The 15,647-nt window shown below is 65.8% G+C and carries 14 protein-coding genes and 1 pseudogene; 7 read left to right on the forward strand and 8 right to left on the reverse strand.

Annotated elements, in window-relative coordinates:
- Positions 1–77: 77 nt before the first annotated feature.
- Positions 78–905 (reverse strand): hypothetical protein, encoded by an 828-nt coding sequence (locus tag AB1046_RS16130; protein WP_369370311.1) that lies wholly within the window; start codon positions 903–905, stop codon positions 78–80.
- Positions 906–1,002: 97 nt separating this feature from the next.
- On the opposite strand from AB1046_RS16130, the gene AB1046_RS16135 reads away from it, so the two are divergent.
- Complete coding sequence (locus AB1046_RS16135) at positions 1,003–4,287, forward strand: SNF2-related protein (protein WP_369370312.1); 3,285 nt, start codon at positions 1,003–1,005, stop codon at positions 4,285–4,287.
- 51 nt (positions 4,288–4,338) lie between these two features.
- Positions 4,339–5,268 (forward strand): hypothetical protein, encoded by a 930-nt coding sequence (locus tag AB1046_RS16140; RefSeq protein ID WP_369370313.1) that lies wholly within the window; start codon positions 4,339–4,341, stop codon positions 5,266–5,268.
- A 70-nt stretch (positions 5,269–5,338) separates the two neighbouring features.
- On the opposite strand, the gene AB1046_RS16145 is transcribed toward AB1046_RS16140, so the two are convergent.
- The gene (locus tag AB1046_RS16145; protein WP_369370314.1) at positions 5,339–5,734 is read right to left on the reverse strand and encodes a hypothetical protein; all 396 of its coding nucleotides are present in this window, start codon (positions 5,732–5,734) and stop codon (positions 5,339–5,341) included.
- Between the two features lie 289 nt (positions 5,735–6,023).
- On the opposite strand from AB1046_RS16145, the gene AB1046_RS16150 reads away from it, so the two are divergent.
- A complete protein-coding gene (locus tag AB1046_RS16150) occupies positions 6,024–6,944 on the forward strand; it encodes an HNH endonuclease (RefSeq protein ID WP_369370315.1) in 921 nt (306 codons plus the stop codon).
- Between the two features lie 112 nt (positions 6,945–7,056).
- Here the strand turns inward: AB1046_RS16150 and AB1046_RS16155 are convergent, their stop codons facing one another.
- Entirely contained in the window at positions 7,057–7,521 is a 465-nt protein-coding gene (locus tag AB1046_RS16155) for a very short patch repair endonuclease (protein ID WP_369375745.1), read from the reverse strand.
- 50 nt (positions 7,522–7,571) lie between these two features.
- Here AB1046_RS16155 and AB1046_RS16160 point away from each other — a divergent pair.
- Positions 7,572–8,509, forward strand: a pseudogene (locus AB1046_RS16160) (NaeI family type II restriction endonuclease).
- Here AB1046_RS16160 and AB1046_RS16165 read toward each other — a convergent pair.
- The gene (locus tag AB1046_RS16165) at positions 8,502–9,761 is read right to left on the reverse strand and encodes a DNA cytosine methyltransferase (protein WP_369370316.1); all 1,260 of its coding nucleotides are present in this window, start codon (positions 9,759–9,761) and stop codon (positions 8,502–8,504) included. The pseudogene AB1046_RS16160 and the gene AB1046_RS16165 overlap by 8 nt on opposite strands.
- A 191-nt stretch (positions 9,762–9,952) precedes the next feature.
- Here AB1046_RS16165 and AB1046_RS16170 point away from each other — a divergent pair, with 191 nt between their 5' ends.
- A complete protein-coding gene (locus tag AB1046_RS16170; RefSeq protein ID WP_369370317.1) occupies positions 9,953–10,957 on the forward strand; it encodes a hypothetical protein in 1,005 nt (334 codons plus the stop codon).
- Between the two features lie 112 nt (positions 10,958–11,069).
- On the opposite strand, the gene AB1046_RS16175 is transcribed toward AB1046_RS16170, so the two are convergent.
- The gene (locus tag AB1046_RS16175; protein ID WP_369370318.1) at positions 11,070–11,555 is read right to left on the reverse strand and encodes a hypothetical protein; all 486 of its coding nucleotides are present in this window, start codon (positions 11,553–11,555) and stop codon (positions 11,070–11,072) included.
- 497 nt (positions 11,556–12,052) lie between these two features.
- Positions 12,053–12,757: a hypothetical protein gene (locus tag AB1046_RS16180; RefSeq protein ID WP_369370319.1), complete on the reverse strand. Its 705-nt coding sequence runs from the start codon at positions 12,755–12,757 to the stop codon at positions 12,053–12,055.
- 249 nt (positions 12,758–13,006) lie between these two features.
- On the opposite strand from AB1046_RS16180, the gene AB1046_RS16185 reads away from it, so the two are divergent.
- Positions 13,007–13,531: a PDDEXK nuclease domain-containing protein gene (locus tag AB1046_RS16185; RefSeq protein ID WP_369370320.1), complete on the forward strand. Its 525-nt coding sequence runs from the start codon at positions 13,007–13,009 to the stop codon at positions 13,529–13,531.
- 86 nt (positions 13,532–13,617) lie between these two features.
- On the opposite strand, the gene AB1046_RS16190 is transcribed toward AB1046_RS16185, so the two are convergent.
- Together AB1046_RS16190 and AB1046_RS16195 are read right to left on the reverse strand one after the other, a co-directional pair.
- Complete coding sequence (locus AB1046_RS16190) at positions 13,618–14,490, reverse strand: hypothetical protein (protein WP_369370321.1); 873 nt, start codon at positions 14,488–14,490, stop codon at positions 13,618–13,620.
- Complete coding sequence (locus AB1046_RS16195) at positions 14,487–15,086, reverse strand: DUF6318 family protein (protein ID WP_369370322.1); 600 nt, start codon at positions 15,084–15,086, stop codon at positions 14,487–14,489. Before AB1046_RS16195 ends, AB1046_RS16190 begins: the two co-directional genes overlap by 4 nt.
- Positions 15,087–15,377: 291 nt before the next feature.
- On the opposite strand from AB1046_RS16195, the gene AB1046_RS16200 reads away from it, so the two are divergent.
- Complete coding sequence (locus tag AB1046_RS16200) at positions 15,378–15,584, forward strand: hypothetical protein (RefSeq protein WP_369370323.1); 207 nt, start codon at positions 15,378–15,380, stop codon at positions 15,582–15,584.
- The last annotated feature ends 63 nt before the right edge of the window (positions 15,585–15,647 follow it).

Below are 15,647 nucleotides of genomic sequence, written 5' to 3' on the forward strand. Positions count from 1 at the left end.
CTCGGCGAAGCGGGTGGCCAGGCACGTCAAGCGACTGGCTCGGCCAGGCAGGGGGCCCGCTCGGCCAAGCGCACGGATCACGTCTCGGCGGCGACCGTGTCCGGAACAGCAGCCGCAGCCAGGCGCCGAGCCGCGACCAGACGCCGGGCAGCTAGGACCGCGAACACCACGGCGGTCAGCATCAGCAGCCCTTGCAAGACCTGCACCGCCGCGTAGCCGCCACCGAAGGCGCCGAGCGCGACCACGGACGCCATGATCCCGAGCAGGCCGACCATCGCGGCCAGCAGCGCGCCGATCCGCCGTGCCATGGGTGCGGCCCAGCCGCACAACGCAGCGGCGGCAACACCGAGCAGACCCAGCGACGCGTTCAGCAGCAGGGAACCGACCAACCCGGGCATGAGGTCCCCGTAGGGCAGCATCGAGACCAGCGGGAGCAGCGCACTCGTCCACAGGGTGTGGATAACCGCCCCGACCAGCGCGACGGCCAGGCCGATCCATCGAGCCGACCGTGGGTTGCGCAGGCGCAGGGCAATCAGCAGGCCCGCCAGCGCGACGGCCAGCACGAGGATCCCGGAGAGCGTACCGAGGACCAGCTCCGCCTGGGCGCCGACCGCGAGCTGCACGATCACCGTGCCGACCTGGAACAGCAGGTGCACACCGGCCACCGCGACCGCCCCGAGCAGGAGCCTGCGGGCCCGGACCGCTGCCGATCCCACCGCCAGCACGACCGTCGACATCATCGCGGCGTTCTCCACCACAAAGACCACGTTGCTCGTGGTGAAGCCGAGATCGAGCTCCATCCCGGGGTTCAGCAGCCGCAGCGGCACCACCAGCCACGCTGCAAAGGTCAGGGCCAGGACACTGAGCGCGGCGGGCCGGCGACCGGCGTCGGGCAGGGTTTTCATGCGCACACTCTCCCAGAGGTGACTGACAAGGGGCGGGTCAACGGCACGCTGTGGATAACTCCGCTGGCCAGGTTGCCGAGCGTGGAACCATGGACGTGTGCCCACGCCGATCCCCGCCCCGCGTATCCACCCCGCGGCCATCAGGCTGCTGGTGGGCAGCGGCGCCTACCAGCGCGGCGAGGACTACCAGAAGCAGGGCCGGGTCATCTCGTGGGAGTGGCTGCCGGACGATCTCCTGCTCATCTCGTGGGTGCGCGGCAGCGGTCGCAGCACCTATTCGTGCTCCATCGAGTTCCGAGCGGACAAGGCCGGGCCGCCCGTCGTCGTCGGCTCGGACTGCACGTGCCCGGTGGGATCCGCCTGCAAGCACGTGGTGGCGACCCTCATCGAGGCAGGTTCGGACGGGCTGGCCTCGATGGTCCGGCCGGCGTCTTCGCTGAAGCGCGCGCAGGTCCCGGCCTGGAAGGCGGCGGTGCAGCAGCTCGTCCCGACCAGCCAGGACGTGCCCCCGCAGTCGGCCGGGTCGGCGGCGGGAGCCGCGCCCGAGCTGGCGCTGCAGTTCCGGATCGATGGTTCGGACGCCGCGCAGACCCTGTCCCTCTCGGTCCGCCCGGTCCAGCGCAACGCGCGCGGCGCGTGGGTGGGCGGCACGGCGTCGTGGAACTACATCCGCAACGGGTTCCTCCGCGACGTGGAACCGCGCGTCAGGGAGTGGTTCACCACGCTCGACGCCCTGCGCGCCACGAGCCCGCACGGTTACGGGTACCTCAGCACCGGCGACTGGATCAGCCTCGACGACGTGCTCCCCCGCCCGTTCTGGCGCCATCTCGCCGACGCCGCCGGCCTCGGTATCAGCCTCGTCGGCAAGTCCAAGCAGGAGAGGCTGCGCCTGGCCGGCGAGGCATCCATAGCCCTGGACCTGTCTCTGCCCGACGGCGGTGCGCACCTCGCGCGCACCGTCACCTTCGACGGCGCGGTCACCCCGGCCACGGCCGTCGGCCCGCTCGGTTACCACGGCCTGTTCGCGGTCGAGGAGTCTCCCTCGGGCCGCACCATCACCCTGGGCCCGACGACGGCGCCGCTGACCGAGCAGGAGCGCGCGGCGGCACACCTGGCCGACGTCGCCATCCCGGCCGACGCCGTCGACGAGTTCCTGGCGGACTACCTGCCGCTGCTGCGCCGCGAGGTGCAGGTGCGCGCCGAGCCCGACGTCGAGCTGCCCGAGCTGCCCCGGCCGCAGCTCGTGGCTTCCGTCGAGGCGGTCTCCCCGGCGGAGATCAGCGTGTCGTGGCGGTGGGCCTATCCGCCGTCGGACAAGGAATACCCCCTGACCACGGCCCTGGAACCGGGCATGGACCTGCGCGATGTTGCGGCGGAGGCCGCGACCCTGGGCCGGGCGGTCGCCGCGGTGCGCGACGTGCCGGGCTTCAACCACTTCCGGGTGGCGCCCGAGGTGTTCCGCGGGCTGCAGGCGATGGACTTCGCCACCATGGCGCTGCCCGCGCTCCGGGAGCTGCCGGACGTGCTCGTCGAAAGCGACGAGCTGCCCGAGTACCGCGGGCTCGAGGCGACGCCCGTGGTCAGCATGCGCGCCGACGACACCGGCGACCTGGACTGGTTCGACCTGGGTGTCCTGGTCACGGTCAACGGACGGGAGATCCCGTTCGGGCCGCTGTTCGACGCCCTGGCCAGGAACAAGAGACGGTTCATGCTGACCGACGGCACCTGGCTACGCACCGACCTGCCGGTGTTCGCGCGGCTCAAGGCCCTGATCGAGGAGGCGCACCGGCTGTCGGACAAGCCGGGCAAGCTCCGGATCAGCCGGTTCAACGCCGGCCTCTGGGCCGAGCTGGAGGACGTGGCCGACATCGTCGAGCAGTCCGACCGATGGCGGCGTTCGGTGAGCGACCTGGTCGCACTGACCGCGGACGGCGGTACGGGCGGGCCGGAGCCCGTGGCGCCGCCCGTGGGGCTGAAGGCGGAGCTGAGGCCGTACCAGCAGCACGGGTTCGAGTGGCTCACGTTCCTGTGGCGGCACGGGCTGGGCGGGATCCTCGCCGACGACATGGGGCTGGGCAAGACCGTGCAGACGCTCGCGTTCGTCGCGCAGGCCCGGCAGGAGATGCCCGCCGGCAGCCCGCCGTTCCTGGTGGTCGCGCCCGCCTCGGTGGTGAGCAACTGGGCCGCGGAGGCGGCACGGTTCACACCCGACCTGAAGGTCGTGACGCTGCCGACCACCGCGCGCAAGGCGGGTACAACCGTCGCGCAGGTGGCCGCCGGGACGGACATCGTCGTGACGTCGTACGCGATCTTCCGGCTGGACTTCGACGCGTTCACCGACGTCGAGTGGAGCGGCCTGATCCTCGACGAGGCGCAGTTCGCGAAGAACCACCAGACGCGCGCCAACGAGTCGGCCCGCCGGCTGCAGACGCCGTTCAAGCTGGCGATCACCGGCACGCCCATGGAGAACAACCTCATGGAGCTGTGGGCGATGCTCGCGATAGTGGCGCCGGGGCTGTACGGGTCGGCGATGAAGTTCCGAGAGGACTACGTCAAGCCGGTTGCGGGCGAGGGTGATTCGACGCCGCTGCTGGCCCGGCTCCGCCGTCGGATCCGGCCACTGCTCCTGCGCCGCACCAAGGACCAAGTGGCCCCGGAACTGCCGGAGCGGCAGGAGCAGGTGCTCCGCGTGACCCTCGACGCGAAGCACCGCCGGATCTACGACACGCACCTGCAACGGGAGCGGTCCCGCCTGCTGGGGCTACTCGACTCGTTCGACGAGAACCGGGTGGCCGTCTTCCGCGCGCTGACCACCCTGCGGCGTATGGCGCTGGACGCCTCGCTGGTGGACCCGGAGTACGACGGTGTGCCGTCGGCCAAGCTGGGTCTGCTCGCCGAGCACCTTCTGGAGGTCGCGGCCGAGGGCCACCGCGCGCTGGTGTTCTCGCAGTTCACGTCGTTCCTGGCCAAGGCGGCCGAGATGTGCCGCGAGCTGGGGATCCCCTACGAGTACCTCGACGGGTCGACCCGACGGCGGCCCGAGGTGATCGCGCGGTTCAAGGACGGGACCGCCCCGGTGTTCCTGATCAGCCTCAAGGCGGGCGGGTTCGGGCTCAATCTCACCGAGGCCGACTACGTCTACCTGCTCGACCCGTGGTGGAACCCGGCCACGGAGGCGCAGGCCATCGACCGGACGCACCGGATCGGGCAGACGCGGAACGTGATGGTGTTCCGGCTGGTCTCGGAGAACACCATCGAGGACAAGGTGATGGCGCTCAAGGAGCGCAAGGCCCGGCTGTTCGACGCCGTGCTGAGCGACGACGCGGGGGCGTTCGCCGGGGCGCTGGGTGTAGACGAGATCCGGGGGTTGCTGGAGGGTTGATCGTTCCGGCTGTGCCGACCGTTTTGGCCCTGTGACCGCTATGTTTGCCCCGTGGCCGACATGATCAGTGCAATCGCCAGCCTCCTGTGGCCCCTGCTTGTGATCGTCGTGCTGCTGGTGTTCGGGCGGCAGCTCCTGTCGAAGCTCCGCAGCTCCGACGACGTCACGCTGGAGATCGGCGGGCAGCGGATCAACTTCAAGCAGGCGACGGACCAGCAGTCGGACATGATCACCGACCTGCAGCGCGAGGTGGCGTCCCTGAAGCGGCGGATGGATGACAGCGGATCTGGGGCGAGCTACCGGCTGCTGCCTGGGGCGCGCCCGCCGTACGAGTACTCGCAACGGACGGACGAGAACGACTGGTTCCCCCCGATCGAGACCCCGGACGAGGCTGCCGTGCCGGAGGAACCCGAGCACGAGGAAGCCGAACCCAGGGAGGCCACGCCGTCGCCCGAGCCGGGCTCCTGGGGGGTTCCGCGGCCGGCCCCGGGCGGGCCCGCTTCTCCCGGCGGGCCGGCTGCGCCGAGCGTGCCGCCTGCTCCGAGCGTGCCGGCTTCTCCCGCTCCGGGCGCGGCTGCGCCGGCCCACCCGTCGCAAGGCCACCCGAGGCCGCGGTCGATCCTCTGGGTCGACGACCACCCCGAGAACAACGCGGTGCTCGCGGAGTCCTGGCGGCGTGACGGCGCGGAGGTCGAGACGGCGCGCACTACCGGTGAGGCCCTGCGGCTTATGGGGACGCGCAAGTACGGCCTGATCATCTCGGACATGGGTCGCCGGGAGTCCAACGTCGACGTGCCCGACGCCGGCCTGCAGTTGCTGGCGAAGGTGCGGGCTGCTGATCCCGGCGTGCCGTTCGTGCTGTACGGGAACGTGGGGACCTTCGGGGAGGCTGCGCGAGCTGTCGGGGCGGCGCTGGTGACCGACTCGACGTTCGATCTGGTGGAGTTCGCGAGCGGGCTGGGGATGTTCGACAAGGTGTGAAGGCCGTGCTTCCGGTGGTCGAGCTCTCAGTGAGCGACTCTGTCGAGCCCGCCTGCTTGCACGACGTGCGCTACTTGCGCGTCGCCGCCAGCGCCCACGCCACGAGCACGGGCTGACCCAGGAGACGTAGCGCCCGCTTACGGTCGGTATCCAGGCCGAACGCGTCCCGGTGCTCCACGAGCTGCGCAATGTTCCCGGGGAATACGGCAACGAAGAACGCGGCGGCCAACACCCCGAGCCGACGCCGGGCGGGCTGCCTCCAGGTTGCGACGAGTGCAGTGCCCAGGCCCATCTCGACGATGCCGGAACCGACCACAACCGTGTCTGGATCGACCGGGAACCACGTGGGGACCTGTGCCTGGAATTCCTTGCGCGACCTGGTGAGGTGGCCGATGCCCGCGGTGAGGAGGGCGGCGCCTAGCGCCACTTGGCCGATGCCGCGGACGATGCTGCCGGTGGTTGCCATGGGTCCATCTTGCGTGCAGGGATGGTGATCGGGCCCGTCGAGACCAGGTAGTGACTGCCAACCGCTGGACAACGAGCCTTGCAACCACGACGGCCGAACCGTAGCGTGCTGACCTGCATCTTTGCGCATGTGCAACTGCCCTTAGGGATCGTAGGCGTACTCACTAGGCGTCAAGGATGTATTCGTCAGCTCCAGCGCCTCTCCGACAGTTCTTTCTTCCCGCGGGCGCTACCAGAGAATCCGGTCAGACGATCTCAATGAGATCGTGCCCAGTGAACAGGTGAGATCCGTGAGCATCAACCAACATGGCGGTGCCGACAATCGGGCCCTATCGCCGACGGAAAGCATCGGCGGCGCCGACGAGATGTCCCTGCCGAATCCTGGCGACCCTATTCTCCAGGAACTAGGACTCTCGACGCTCCAACAACAGCTCTACGAATACCTCCATGCTAGGCGTGAGGATCCGCCTACCATGAGGGAGATTCGCGTTTTCGATCAGAATCTTCAGTCGGATATCGGGGAGGGGGCTAGGGCACAGGTGGATCGGCGCCTCAGAGAGCTCTATCGCCATTTTATAGTTCGCAAGGTGCGCCACAAAGGTGATCGAGGTCCACGCTACAAGCTCGAACGGTGGGTGCGAACCGTGCCCCAATCGCCAACTGCCAAGATTTCCGGCGGGGTTCGGGCGCGGGTCCTGGCACCGCAGCGGTGCGCGATGTGCGGTCGCACGCCTCTTGAGCACAACGTGGAACTAGCAGTGGACCACAAAACCCCACAGTCTTGGGGTGGCACGAACGACATTGAGAACCTCCAGCCGCTGTGCACAGAATGCAACGGAGGGAAACAAGCATGGTTCGCGACCTACGATCAACACGCGGACAAGATTCGTGCGGCTATGGCGCACCCAGAACCACAGGGGCGCATCGGGGAACTCCTGAAAGCATTCCACGGTGAACTTGTCCCTGGAGAACTTCTGGGAATCGTCGCGTCCCATAAGGCGTTTCAGGAGGACTGGCAGAAGCGTCTCCGCGAACTGCGAGAGCTTGGCTGGATAATCGAAAACGTAAAGTCCACATTCGGAAATAGGCGAGTCATCTCACATTACAGGCTCGTTCACGCGCAACCGTGGGGTCAGGGGACAATTCGCGAACAGCTTCGCCGCACACGCCAACACCGCAAGGAGATCGAGTCCAGAATCGACGATAATTAGTTCAATTCTCGACTCGGGCGGCACTTCCCCTATACGGATATTGAGAGAAGTGCCAACGTGAGCGACCCCGATCAAGTTGGCTACGCAGTATGCGCAATAATATTCAGCGGAATTACGTCGGCTCGGCGCGCGCAATTGCGCGGTGAACCGCCTCCCAAGCTGTCTGGGCGCATTCTTCCGGATCCTCGTGTTCCCAGAATCGGAGCACCGTCCAGCCGGCCTCTAGCAGCCGCGTGTCTGTGTCGCGGTCCCGCTCGACGTTCGTCGCGATCTTGACCGACCAATAGCCCGTATGCTGCTTGGGAACCCGGTAGTGCTCGGGGCAGCCATGCCAGTAGCAACCGTCCATGAACACTGCGACCCTCGCCCGACGGAACACGAGGTCCACCGTACGACGTAGGGCCGGAAGCGGTCGTGCAGCGATCCGGTACCGCAAACCTCTGGCGTGCAAGAGCTTCCTCAGGGCCAGTTCGGGGCCTGTGTCACGACTGCGATTCGCCTGCATGTTCCGTCGGCGCCCAGGCGAGACTGCCCAGGACCCATCGACCGCTGCCGGAACCTCGATCCCGACCATCATGTGCTCGTGTTCAACAGGTTCGTCATCGCAGACCACGCTACAGTCCCACCGTGACTCAGCCGTTCGACATCTTCACGCAGACCCCTGACCAGGCACTCGAAGAAGTCGCAGACACACTTCTGCGCGCCGACCCTCGAGGCGAACGCTGGGCCAAGGTCATCCGGCACACGTACGACATGATCTACAACGGCCAGGAAACAATGCGGTACCGCTGGGACCAGCTCATGAAGACCGAGAAGACCCACTTCGGAACGCTCTTCGAGATAAACGCGCAGCGCCAGTTCTTGTTTGAAGGTGGCAACACAACCGACTACCGGATCTCGGGCCATCAGGTCGACGCCAAATGGAGCCAGACTCTGGGCGGCTGGATGCTCCCCCCGAAGTTTTCGGCGAGATCGCCCTTGTCGCGACGGGCAGTGATGAGAAGGCTGTCTGGTCCCTCGGCCTCATCCGAGTCACGCAAGAAGTCCGCCGGGAAGCCACCAACCGGGACAAAAAGAGTCAACTCAACGAGTTCGGACGACAGTCAATCCGGTGGCTTTGGCGCAACGCGGAATTGCGCCCAAACGTTCTGCTTCAGCTCCCGTCGAGCGACGTCGACAAGATCTTCGAAAGCAGACACGGCACGAGGCGCACTGACGAGCTGTTCAGGCGCGCCGAGGGCATGATCGTCCACCGCAACGCAGTCGCTACGGTGAGTTCACAGCTTGACGCGCAGAAGCGTGTTCGCTACAACGGCGGATCTCGTTCATCTCTCCAGCCCGAAGGCTATCTCATCTTCAGCGGCTCATACCACCGGCATCTGGCTGAGAAGCTGGAGCTTCCGGTGCCGCTTCTTGACGAGTATGTGTCAACGCGTGTAGCACCGAGCGAAACGTCGGAAGGGATCATGATCGAAGGTCGTCGATGGCGGCGAGCGCGGCCCGACGAGTATGTCGCCGAGCCCGCGCCGCAGCTCCCCAAAAAGGATGTCGCCGAGCTCAGCTGATCCGAGCGCGCGTCTCCGCGAACACGGCATGCCTCTCGTGGTCATCCTGCCCAACAAACCCCTTGAAGCCCATGAGCTGGTACGAACGGGTGCTATCTGAATCGGACTCCTCGATCACGAAATCACGAGCGAGCATCGCCATCCGCCGCTCGAACTCACGCGCCTCAATTCGACCACCGGCCTCACGCATAATTTGCTGCGCGGTCAATGGCGTCGTGGCGGCCTTGAGCGCCGCGTAGATCGCATCATGCATGACCTCTGCCTCAAGGCTCGACCGGTCTTTCCTCTCGCCCGTCTTGAGCAGGGCACGCGCGATCGACTCCCCCACAGCGCGTGCCACCGGCGGGGGGAACGCGTTGCCGATCTGCCTGTAGCGAGTCGTCTTCCGCCCCGTGAAGGTCCAGTCGTACTCCGAACCCACCTGCCAGCCCTGGATGCGAGCCACCATCTCGGTGGTCAACCTTGGAACGAAGTCGACGGGAAAGTCCGCGCCAGGCGCTCCGTCCGCGACGCCCTTGGCGTCGACGCCGAACTCTCGCCAGGCGGCCTTGGCACGTGTCGGCCCGAGATCGGCCCCACCATGCTTCTTCGAACCGCCGACAATCGTCGGGGCAATTCTGCTGGCACGCTTCGCCCACAGTTCCGCGCCCGACCAGCCGTTGGCCGCCATCATCTCGTAAAGTGCCTGGCCAACTGTCATTTCAGTCTGCTCTTCCTCGGGCCACTCAAACCACTGGGCCTCGTCGGAGCGGAGCGCCACAAGGACGAATCGCGGCCGAAGCTGGGGCACGCCGAAGTTCCGAGCCTCAAGGAGCTTCCAGTCCGACCAGTACCCGAGTTCACTCAGGCGGTCTTTGACATGCTGGCGATACGCTGCGAAGCGGGGCATCGACAGACCTCGGACGTTCTCAAGCAGCAGCGCACGGGGCTGCATCCGACCGGCAAGCTCCACGGCCCAGGCAAACAGGTCTCGCTCGTCGTTCGCTCCAAGCTGTTTGCCGGCGATGGAAAACGGCGGACACGGAACGCCGCCCGCCAGGAGGTCAACTCCCTTGAACTCGTCCGGGTTCCAGACCTCGACGTCGGCCACGTCACCAACCCGCACATCCCAACTAGGCCGGTTCTCCCTTAGAGTCGCCGCCGCATTCTCGTCCAGCTCAACTGCGAGCCGATGCTCGAAGCCGGCCAACTCCAGTCCCAGGGACTGACCGCCAGCACCCGCACAGATCTCAACGACAGTCAGCTCGCTCATCCCTTGCCTCTCTTACGACCGATCCTCCGGCCCGACGTCAGAGTCTCTCGCACTCGACAGGGTCTCCCTATGAGGCTCGCCCTAGGACGTCAGGGTCATGTGGCGCATTCTTCCCGACGCCACTGACATCCCGCTGACCTGCATCTATGCTGGCTGTTGCGTATACGCAACAGCCGAGGTCAGGAGCCTTCGTGGCAGGCATCGATGCTGGGGTCGAGCTCGAACGTGAGCTTGACCTCTTGTCAGGGGTGTCTCCGCTCGCTGCACGAGCACCTCGCGGCACCGGGCTCTACCGCTTCCTCGCAAGTGGTCTCGCCAGCGAGGATTCAGAGACTACGCCCAGAGCACCCTTCACTTGGCTGACCGAAGAGCTCATCATCCGCCTAGGCGTCTGGTGGTCTCCGTCTGGATACGCGAGGCTGCCCACGATGACTCCGTGGTGCATCCGCGATCGCTCGGCTCGGTACGACCGGGGCCCAGAAAGCTGGGGGGCGCCCCGCCAAGACGGATACTTCCGCGACGACAATTCGATCATCAAGAAGCTTCCGCTTCCGCTGAACATCACCACCACACCGGGTCATCGATATGCGGGACGCGCACTCAGTAAGGGCCGTGGTTTCACCGCCTGCCATATCTGGCGGCTACTTGGCGACGGCTACATTGCAGGAGCTGACCCCTGGCTCTACTCCTTCATGCCAAATCTCGTGTGGATCCCCAAGCCGATAGCACCTCTTACCGATCAGTCGGGCTCTCTCCATATCCAACGGATTCTCAAGCGAACCAGTCTGGCCCTCTATCGCGATGTCATCCCGACAACTGCAACCTCGCCATACATTGAGTATGCCTGGTCCCGCCTTAACGAGCCCGAGCTTGGTCGAACCCTTCCGCTCGACCGGCTCTCGCACTTCGATGTGGATGACGCGTTCGTCAATCGACGTCTCAAGTATCTGGACAAGTTTGCTGGTGCCGCAGAGTTCGTACTCGATCGCGGCGACGCTCCGTCATATACAGTAAGCAGCCGCTACACCGCAGGACTACCTCTACTCGAGCGCCATGCCCTTGAGGCGTTCGGTCGGGCGATGACCGACTACGCGGTGGCAGTGAAGACTCCTGCGACCAGCGGCGCCAGTTTCAGGGTTGATGTCGCCCGCGGAAGCATGGCTGACAAGCCCCCGGCGCTCCGCGACGTGCCGTAGCCGACAGCCGTTACTCGCAGAGACGTTGAGGCCGATCAGTAGCCCTCCGCGCTCGTAGTAGCGCAGGGTCTGCGTTTTCTGGCACGTGATCCATGACACAGCCTGGGGCGCATCAGCCTCGTACAAGCGCCTGGAGCTCACCGATCTGGATCTGGGTGCTGTTAGGCAGGGACGTAAAGAGAATCTGGCCGGACTCTCCATTGGTGCTCTGCCACTCGACGATCCAGTGCGACGTTCCGGTCAGAGTCAGGTTGCCTGCACTGTTGTTCAGATCGGCACCGAATCCACAGGTGGGCGACGGCTCCGCGCTATTGCGGCCGTCGTATGGCGTGCCTGGTGCGTTGGGGCCATCACACGAAATTGCACCTACCGTGGCGCCGTTCTCAGTGGTCAATGTCCACTCGACACGATCAAGCGTGCCCGTGGCCGTGACGCTGAGGCCTCCCACGGGCGGAGGAGAGCTTGTGATTGGGCCGGTCGTGTTCAGCGCGGGATTGGCGATCCAGAGCCAGATAGGAAGTCCGATGGTTCCGACCGAACTAGGCGCGCCGGTGGACGATGGTGGGGTGGAGCCAATCTGGCCCATGGTGAGCTGCATCGCCGCCAAGGCTTCCTGCGCGAGTTGCTCCGCTGAAGGGCCTGGCGCAGCTGGAGTGGCAGACCAGTAGTACGAGTGCCCCGGGCAGTTCTCGAGATTGCCACCAGCTTCTGCGCAAGCAGGGGTGGTGCACTCAAGAACGATTCCGTCTCCTGGTAGATGGCCTTCCCACGCCGGGTCGCCAGCAGGAGGCTGCGGACTTGCGTTGCGCACATAGCAGCGGCCATTCCAAGTGCCGTACTCAGTCGAGCAAGGCACCTCCTCACCGAAACGCTCACACGTCTGAGGGCCGCCGTTGCCGCCGCCATCCTCATCCCCGCCACCGCCGTCCCCGCCACCGTCATCTACGCAGGGGACTACGACGCCGTCGGGAAGAGTGGTGGGAGTGCACTCATCTGCGGCTGCACTCGTAACTGGAACGAGCACAGCGAGCACCGTTATAAGAGCGAACCCTAGAGAAGCGAAGGATCGTCCGAACGTCCGTCTAGTCGTAGACCTCAACATGCTTGCTCCGGGTGAGGCACTTGCTCGTTGACGGTCCAGATGCTGTCAAACCCCTGATGCCGCATCACATAATCGAACCTATAGCGGACGGGTGCACCATCGGAACGAGGAATCGATTCACCGTCGCGCGCGAAGTTGCGCACCTCGCGAAAGTCAACGCACGCATCGAGATGCACTTCCTCGTTGCCGACGTCCGATGCCTGGTAGCCAGTAACTACCATCTCCTCGACTGAGGCCGCACCCGTCGTGTACTGCCCCTGCTCGGCAAGGTCCGTGTACGACGTAGCGAGAGGAACCCAGACGTCCGGGTGGCCCCAGAACGGATCAAGTTCGTCCTCCCAGTCCTCGTAGCCGTTGTTCGCCACCTGCGCCGTCGTCTCGTAGTACTCCACGAGGCGCGCCTTTGCGTCCGCGATGTTCTTCGCCCTGATCTGCTCGGGCGTCGTCGGCGACGGTGAAGCTGACGGAGCCGGCGGGGTCGAGGGGCTCTCCGATGCGGAGACCGAGGGCGACGATGAACCCGGGCCGGGGATCGCTCCTTGGAGGCTGTCCGGCTCGAACACTCCCGACCGCACGGCCGCGAACCCGGCCACCGCAATGATCGCGACCCCGATGAGGACGGCGATGGTGCGCGTGGGCGTGATGGCGGACGAGACCATCGGCAACTCCCTCAACTTCGGGCAGAACTCAGTGAACACGACCGAAACCAAGGGTGCGCCACATCCGTCTTCTCGGCAAGGTGCTTCCGTGATAATTCACAACATCCCGCCAACGTATGACAACGACGGTCCACGGTCCTGTCATGGTCTGGCCTCACGACCGCCTAGCCTCATGTGGTTTCGTTGCGTATACGCAACTCGGGTGGCGGATGCCGCAATCCCTCTACAGGCTTGCCGTATGAGCCTTCACACACCCCCACATAAGCCCAGCCGTAAGGGCGGTGGACGATGAGCATGTTCCGGAGCATCGACTTCCAGCCCGAGGGATTCGAGGATCTCATTGGCGAACTCGTCGACTCCATCCGACGCACGTTCACGGGCATCGTGGTGGACCATCTCGAGGACCTGCTGGCCGTGCCGAACCGGCGCATGTGCATGGTCGACCGGCACATACGAATCACCGAGGACGACCGCGACTACACCGTCGATCTGCTGCTCTTCCACGTCACTCAGATGCGCTACATCGCCATCCAGGTCCAGGTCGGCAGGTTCGACCCCGCCCTCGTCGCGCGTGCCCGCTACACCCTGGACCTCGTGGACGACCTGGTCCGCGTCCCCGAAGCCCACGGTGCGACCGTCGGCGTACTGCTCTGTACTGATGCCGCGGCCGACCAGGAGGCCGGACCCATCGCCATCACGCTCTACGACGGACTCTCTCCCACCGAACAGACTGAGCTGCCGCTCTCCATCGAGCTCACCGCCATGATCGACCGCTGTCTCGACTCCACCGACGCCATGGATCCCGCGCCCTGATGACCGGGCGCGACTGACCATGCGGTTGCTGCCAGTCCGGACTTGGCCCTGGCAGCAACCGCATGGTCATTTGGCTTCCGGCAGGATCAACCGCCGTACAGGTCCTCCACCAACCGAGCCCGCGCTTCAAGGATCTCCAGGCTGTCGGACGACGACACCGTGGTCGCCTCTCCCGGCACGTCCCGCCAGGTGGGGTCGCCGGCCAAACGGAACTGGCCGTGCCAGGTCGTCGTGAGCGAGATGGTCGCCACGCCCGTCTTCGCGTAGGCGTGAGCGATGGTGTGTGCCGGGTACGGGGCACCTGGATCGGTTGTGGCCAGGGGCGCTGAATCGTCGCCGAAATCCCAGGAGTAGCTGCTCGGGACCGCCTTGATATCGACCGGGATGCCGAACAGCTCTGTGCTTATCGTTCGGGGATCCCGATCGGTGTACGCGATGGTGTCGACGTTGACGAGTGTCCATCCGTTCGGCGGCTGCACGATCACCTCCGATGGAGTGATCTGCATCTCCTGGAAAGCACGCGCGGCGGCAGCCGGGATGTCGATCTGTTGGCGCTGCTCGGCGAGGCAGGACTCGGCTTCGACGAGCTCAGCGTCGGTCCACTCGCCGGACTCGCGGCGCTGCTCGAAGAGGGCGCCCACCGCCTGCTCGTCTTCCTCGCACTCGATTCCGGCGTAGGCGAGCTGATGGCCCTCATCGCAGGAGTCGGCGAGTGCGGTGGCGCCGCTGAGGTCCCGCAGGAAGCACAAGGCGGGAGTGACGCGCCATTGGCGTATGGGTGGCGCGGGCGACGCAGCCGATGATCGTGTAATCGCTCCAGGTTCTACAGGTGCGGGTCGCGGCGGCAACTCGGCCGACACTCGGACCGTGTCCTGGTCGCTTTGCCCCTCAATATCACCCAGACCTCCTGGCGGGGTCGCCAGGGCGACTGCCAGAACGAGCGACGTCACGCCGATCATTGGTCGGCTCCTGGAATCGGGGCGACTGTAACGACCACCCATTCACCGTCCCTAGTCCCCATCTCGACCCTGCGATCGAATCTCTTGGATTCAACGGAGTAGATCTCGTCCCCGTTAGGTCCTGTGATCCGAGAAGGTGCCTGTGAGATCTCGGTGTCCAGCGGGTAGATCCCAGTGACTTCGTCGCGCATGTAGACCTGCGTCACTGACAGCGACGACTCACCGCCCGCGTATGCCCAGCCCTCCTCATCGATCTCGTTGGCCTGCTCAAGCGCTTCCTCGCAGAACCCGCACGCCTGGTGCGACATCGCCTCGAACTCCTCCGTGTCCCCCGTCGCCATCACGTACGGGTAGAGCTCGATGAAGTACTCCGCCGCAACCGCCGCCCCCTCCGCGTCGTCGCGGTCCATCGCGGCCGGCCGCTCCGGCTTCGCCGGCAGCGACGAGGACACGGACGGGCTCGCAGACGCCGTCGGCGTCGGATCGCCGGTCGCGGAGCCAGAGGCGTCGGGATCCGGCGTCGGGCCCGTGCAAGCCGACAACACCAGGCCCGCCGCGACGACCAGCCCCACCGTGCGCATCACCACGTCGCTCATCCGCATCCCCCGCCGCTCAGACCCCACCGTTGCGTATCCGCAACGGCCGATAAAAACGCTAGCCGGGCCCCTGTGATCCGGAAAGTGGGCCCTGTGGAAAACCTGGCCCAAGGGAGGCTCCGCCAGGCGCTCAGCGCGGAACATCGTGCGCGAACGATCGCCATCCACACCTATCGGTATCTTTTATGCGCATTGAGTGGCGGATCGTGAGATTGCTCTACACACTGGTGCCATGACATCTCACCACACCGCCGTCGAGCCGGCCGCACCCACGCAGAGACCGAGACCCTCGTGAACAGGTACACCGCGGTCGCGTACCGCGACGAGAGGCACTGGACGCTGCGCGCGATCGGCGTCCCCGGGGCAGTCACCCAGGCCACGTTCCTGGACGACGCCGAAACCGCCCTGCGCACGCTGCTCGCGCGCCTCACCGGTGAGGACGTCGACAGCTTCGCCATCGACCTCGCGCCGATCCCGGGACCCGGTGGGTTCGACTGAACGCACACAAGCCGACGGCACATAAGAGATGTGTTGCGGTGCATCGACGTTGTCTACGCACCG

It is taken from the genome of Promicromonospora sp. Populi, from assembly GCF_041081105.1.
Lineage (GTDB): Bacteria > Actinomycetota > Actinomycetes > Actinomycetales > Cellulomonadaceae > Promicromonospora.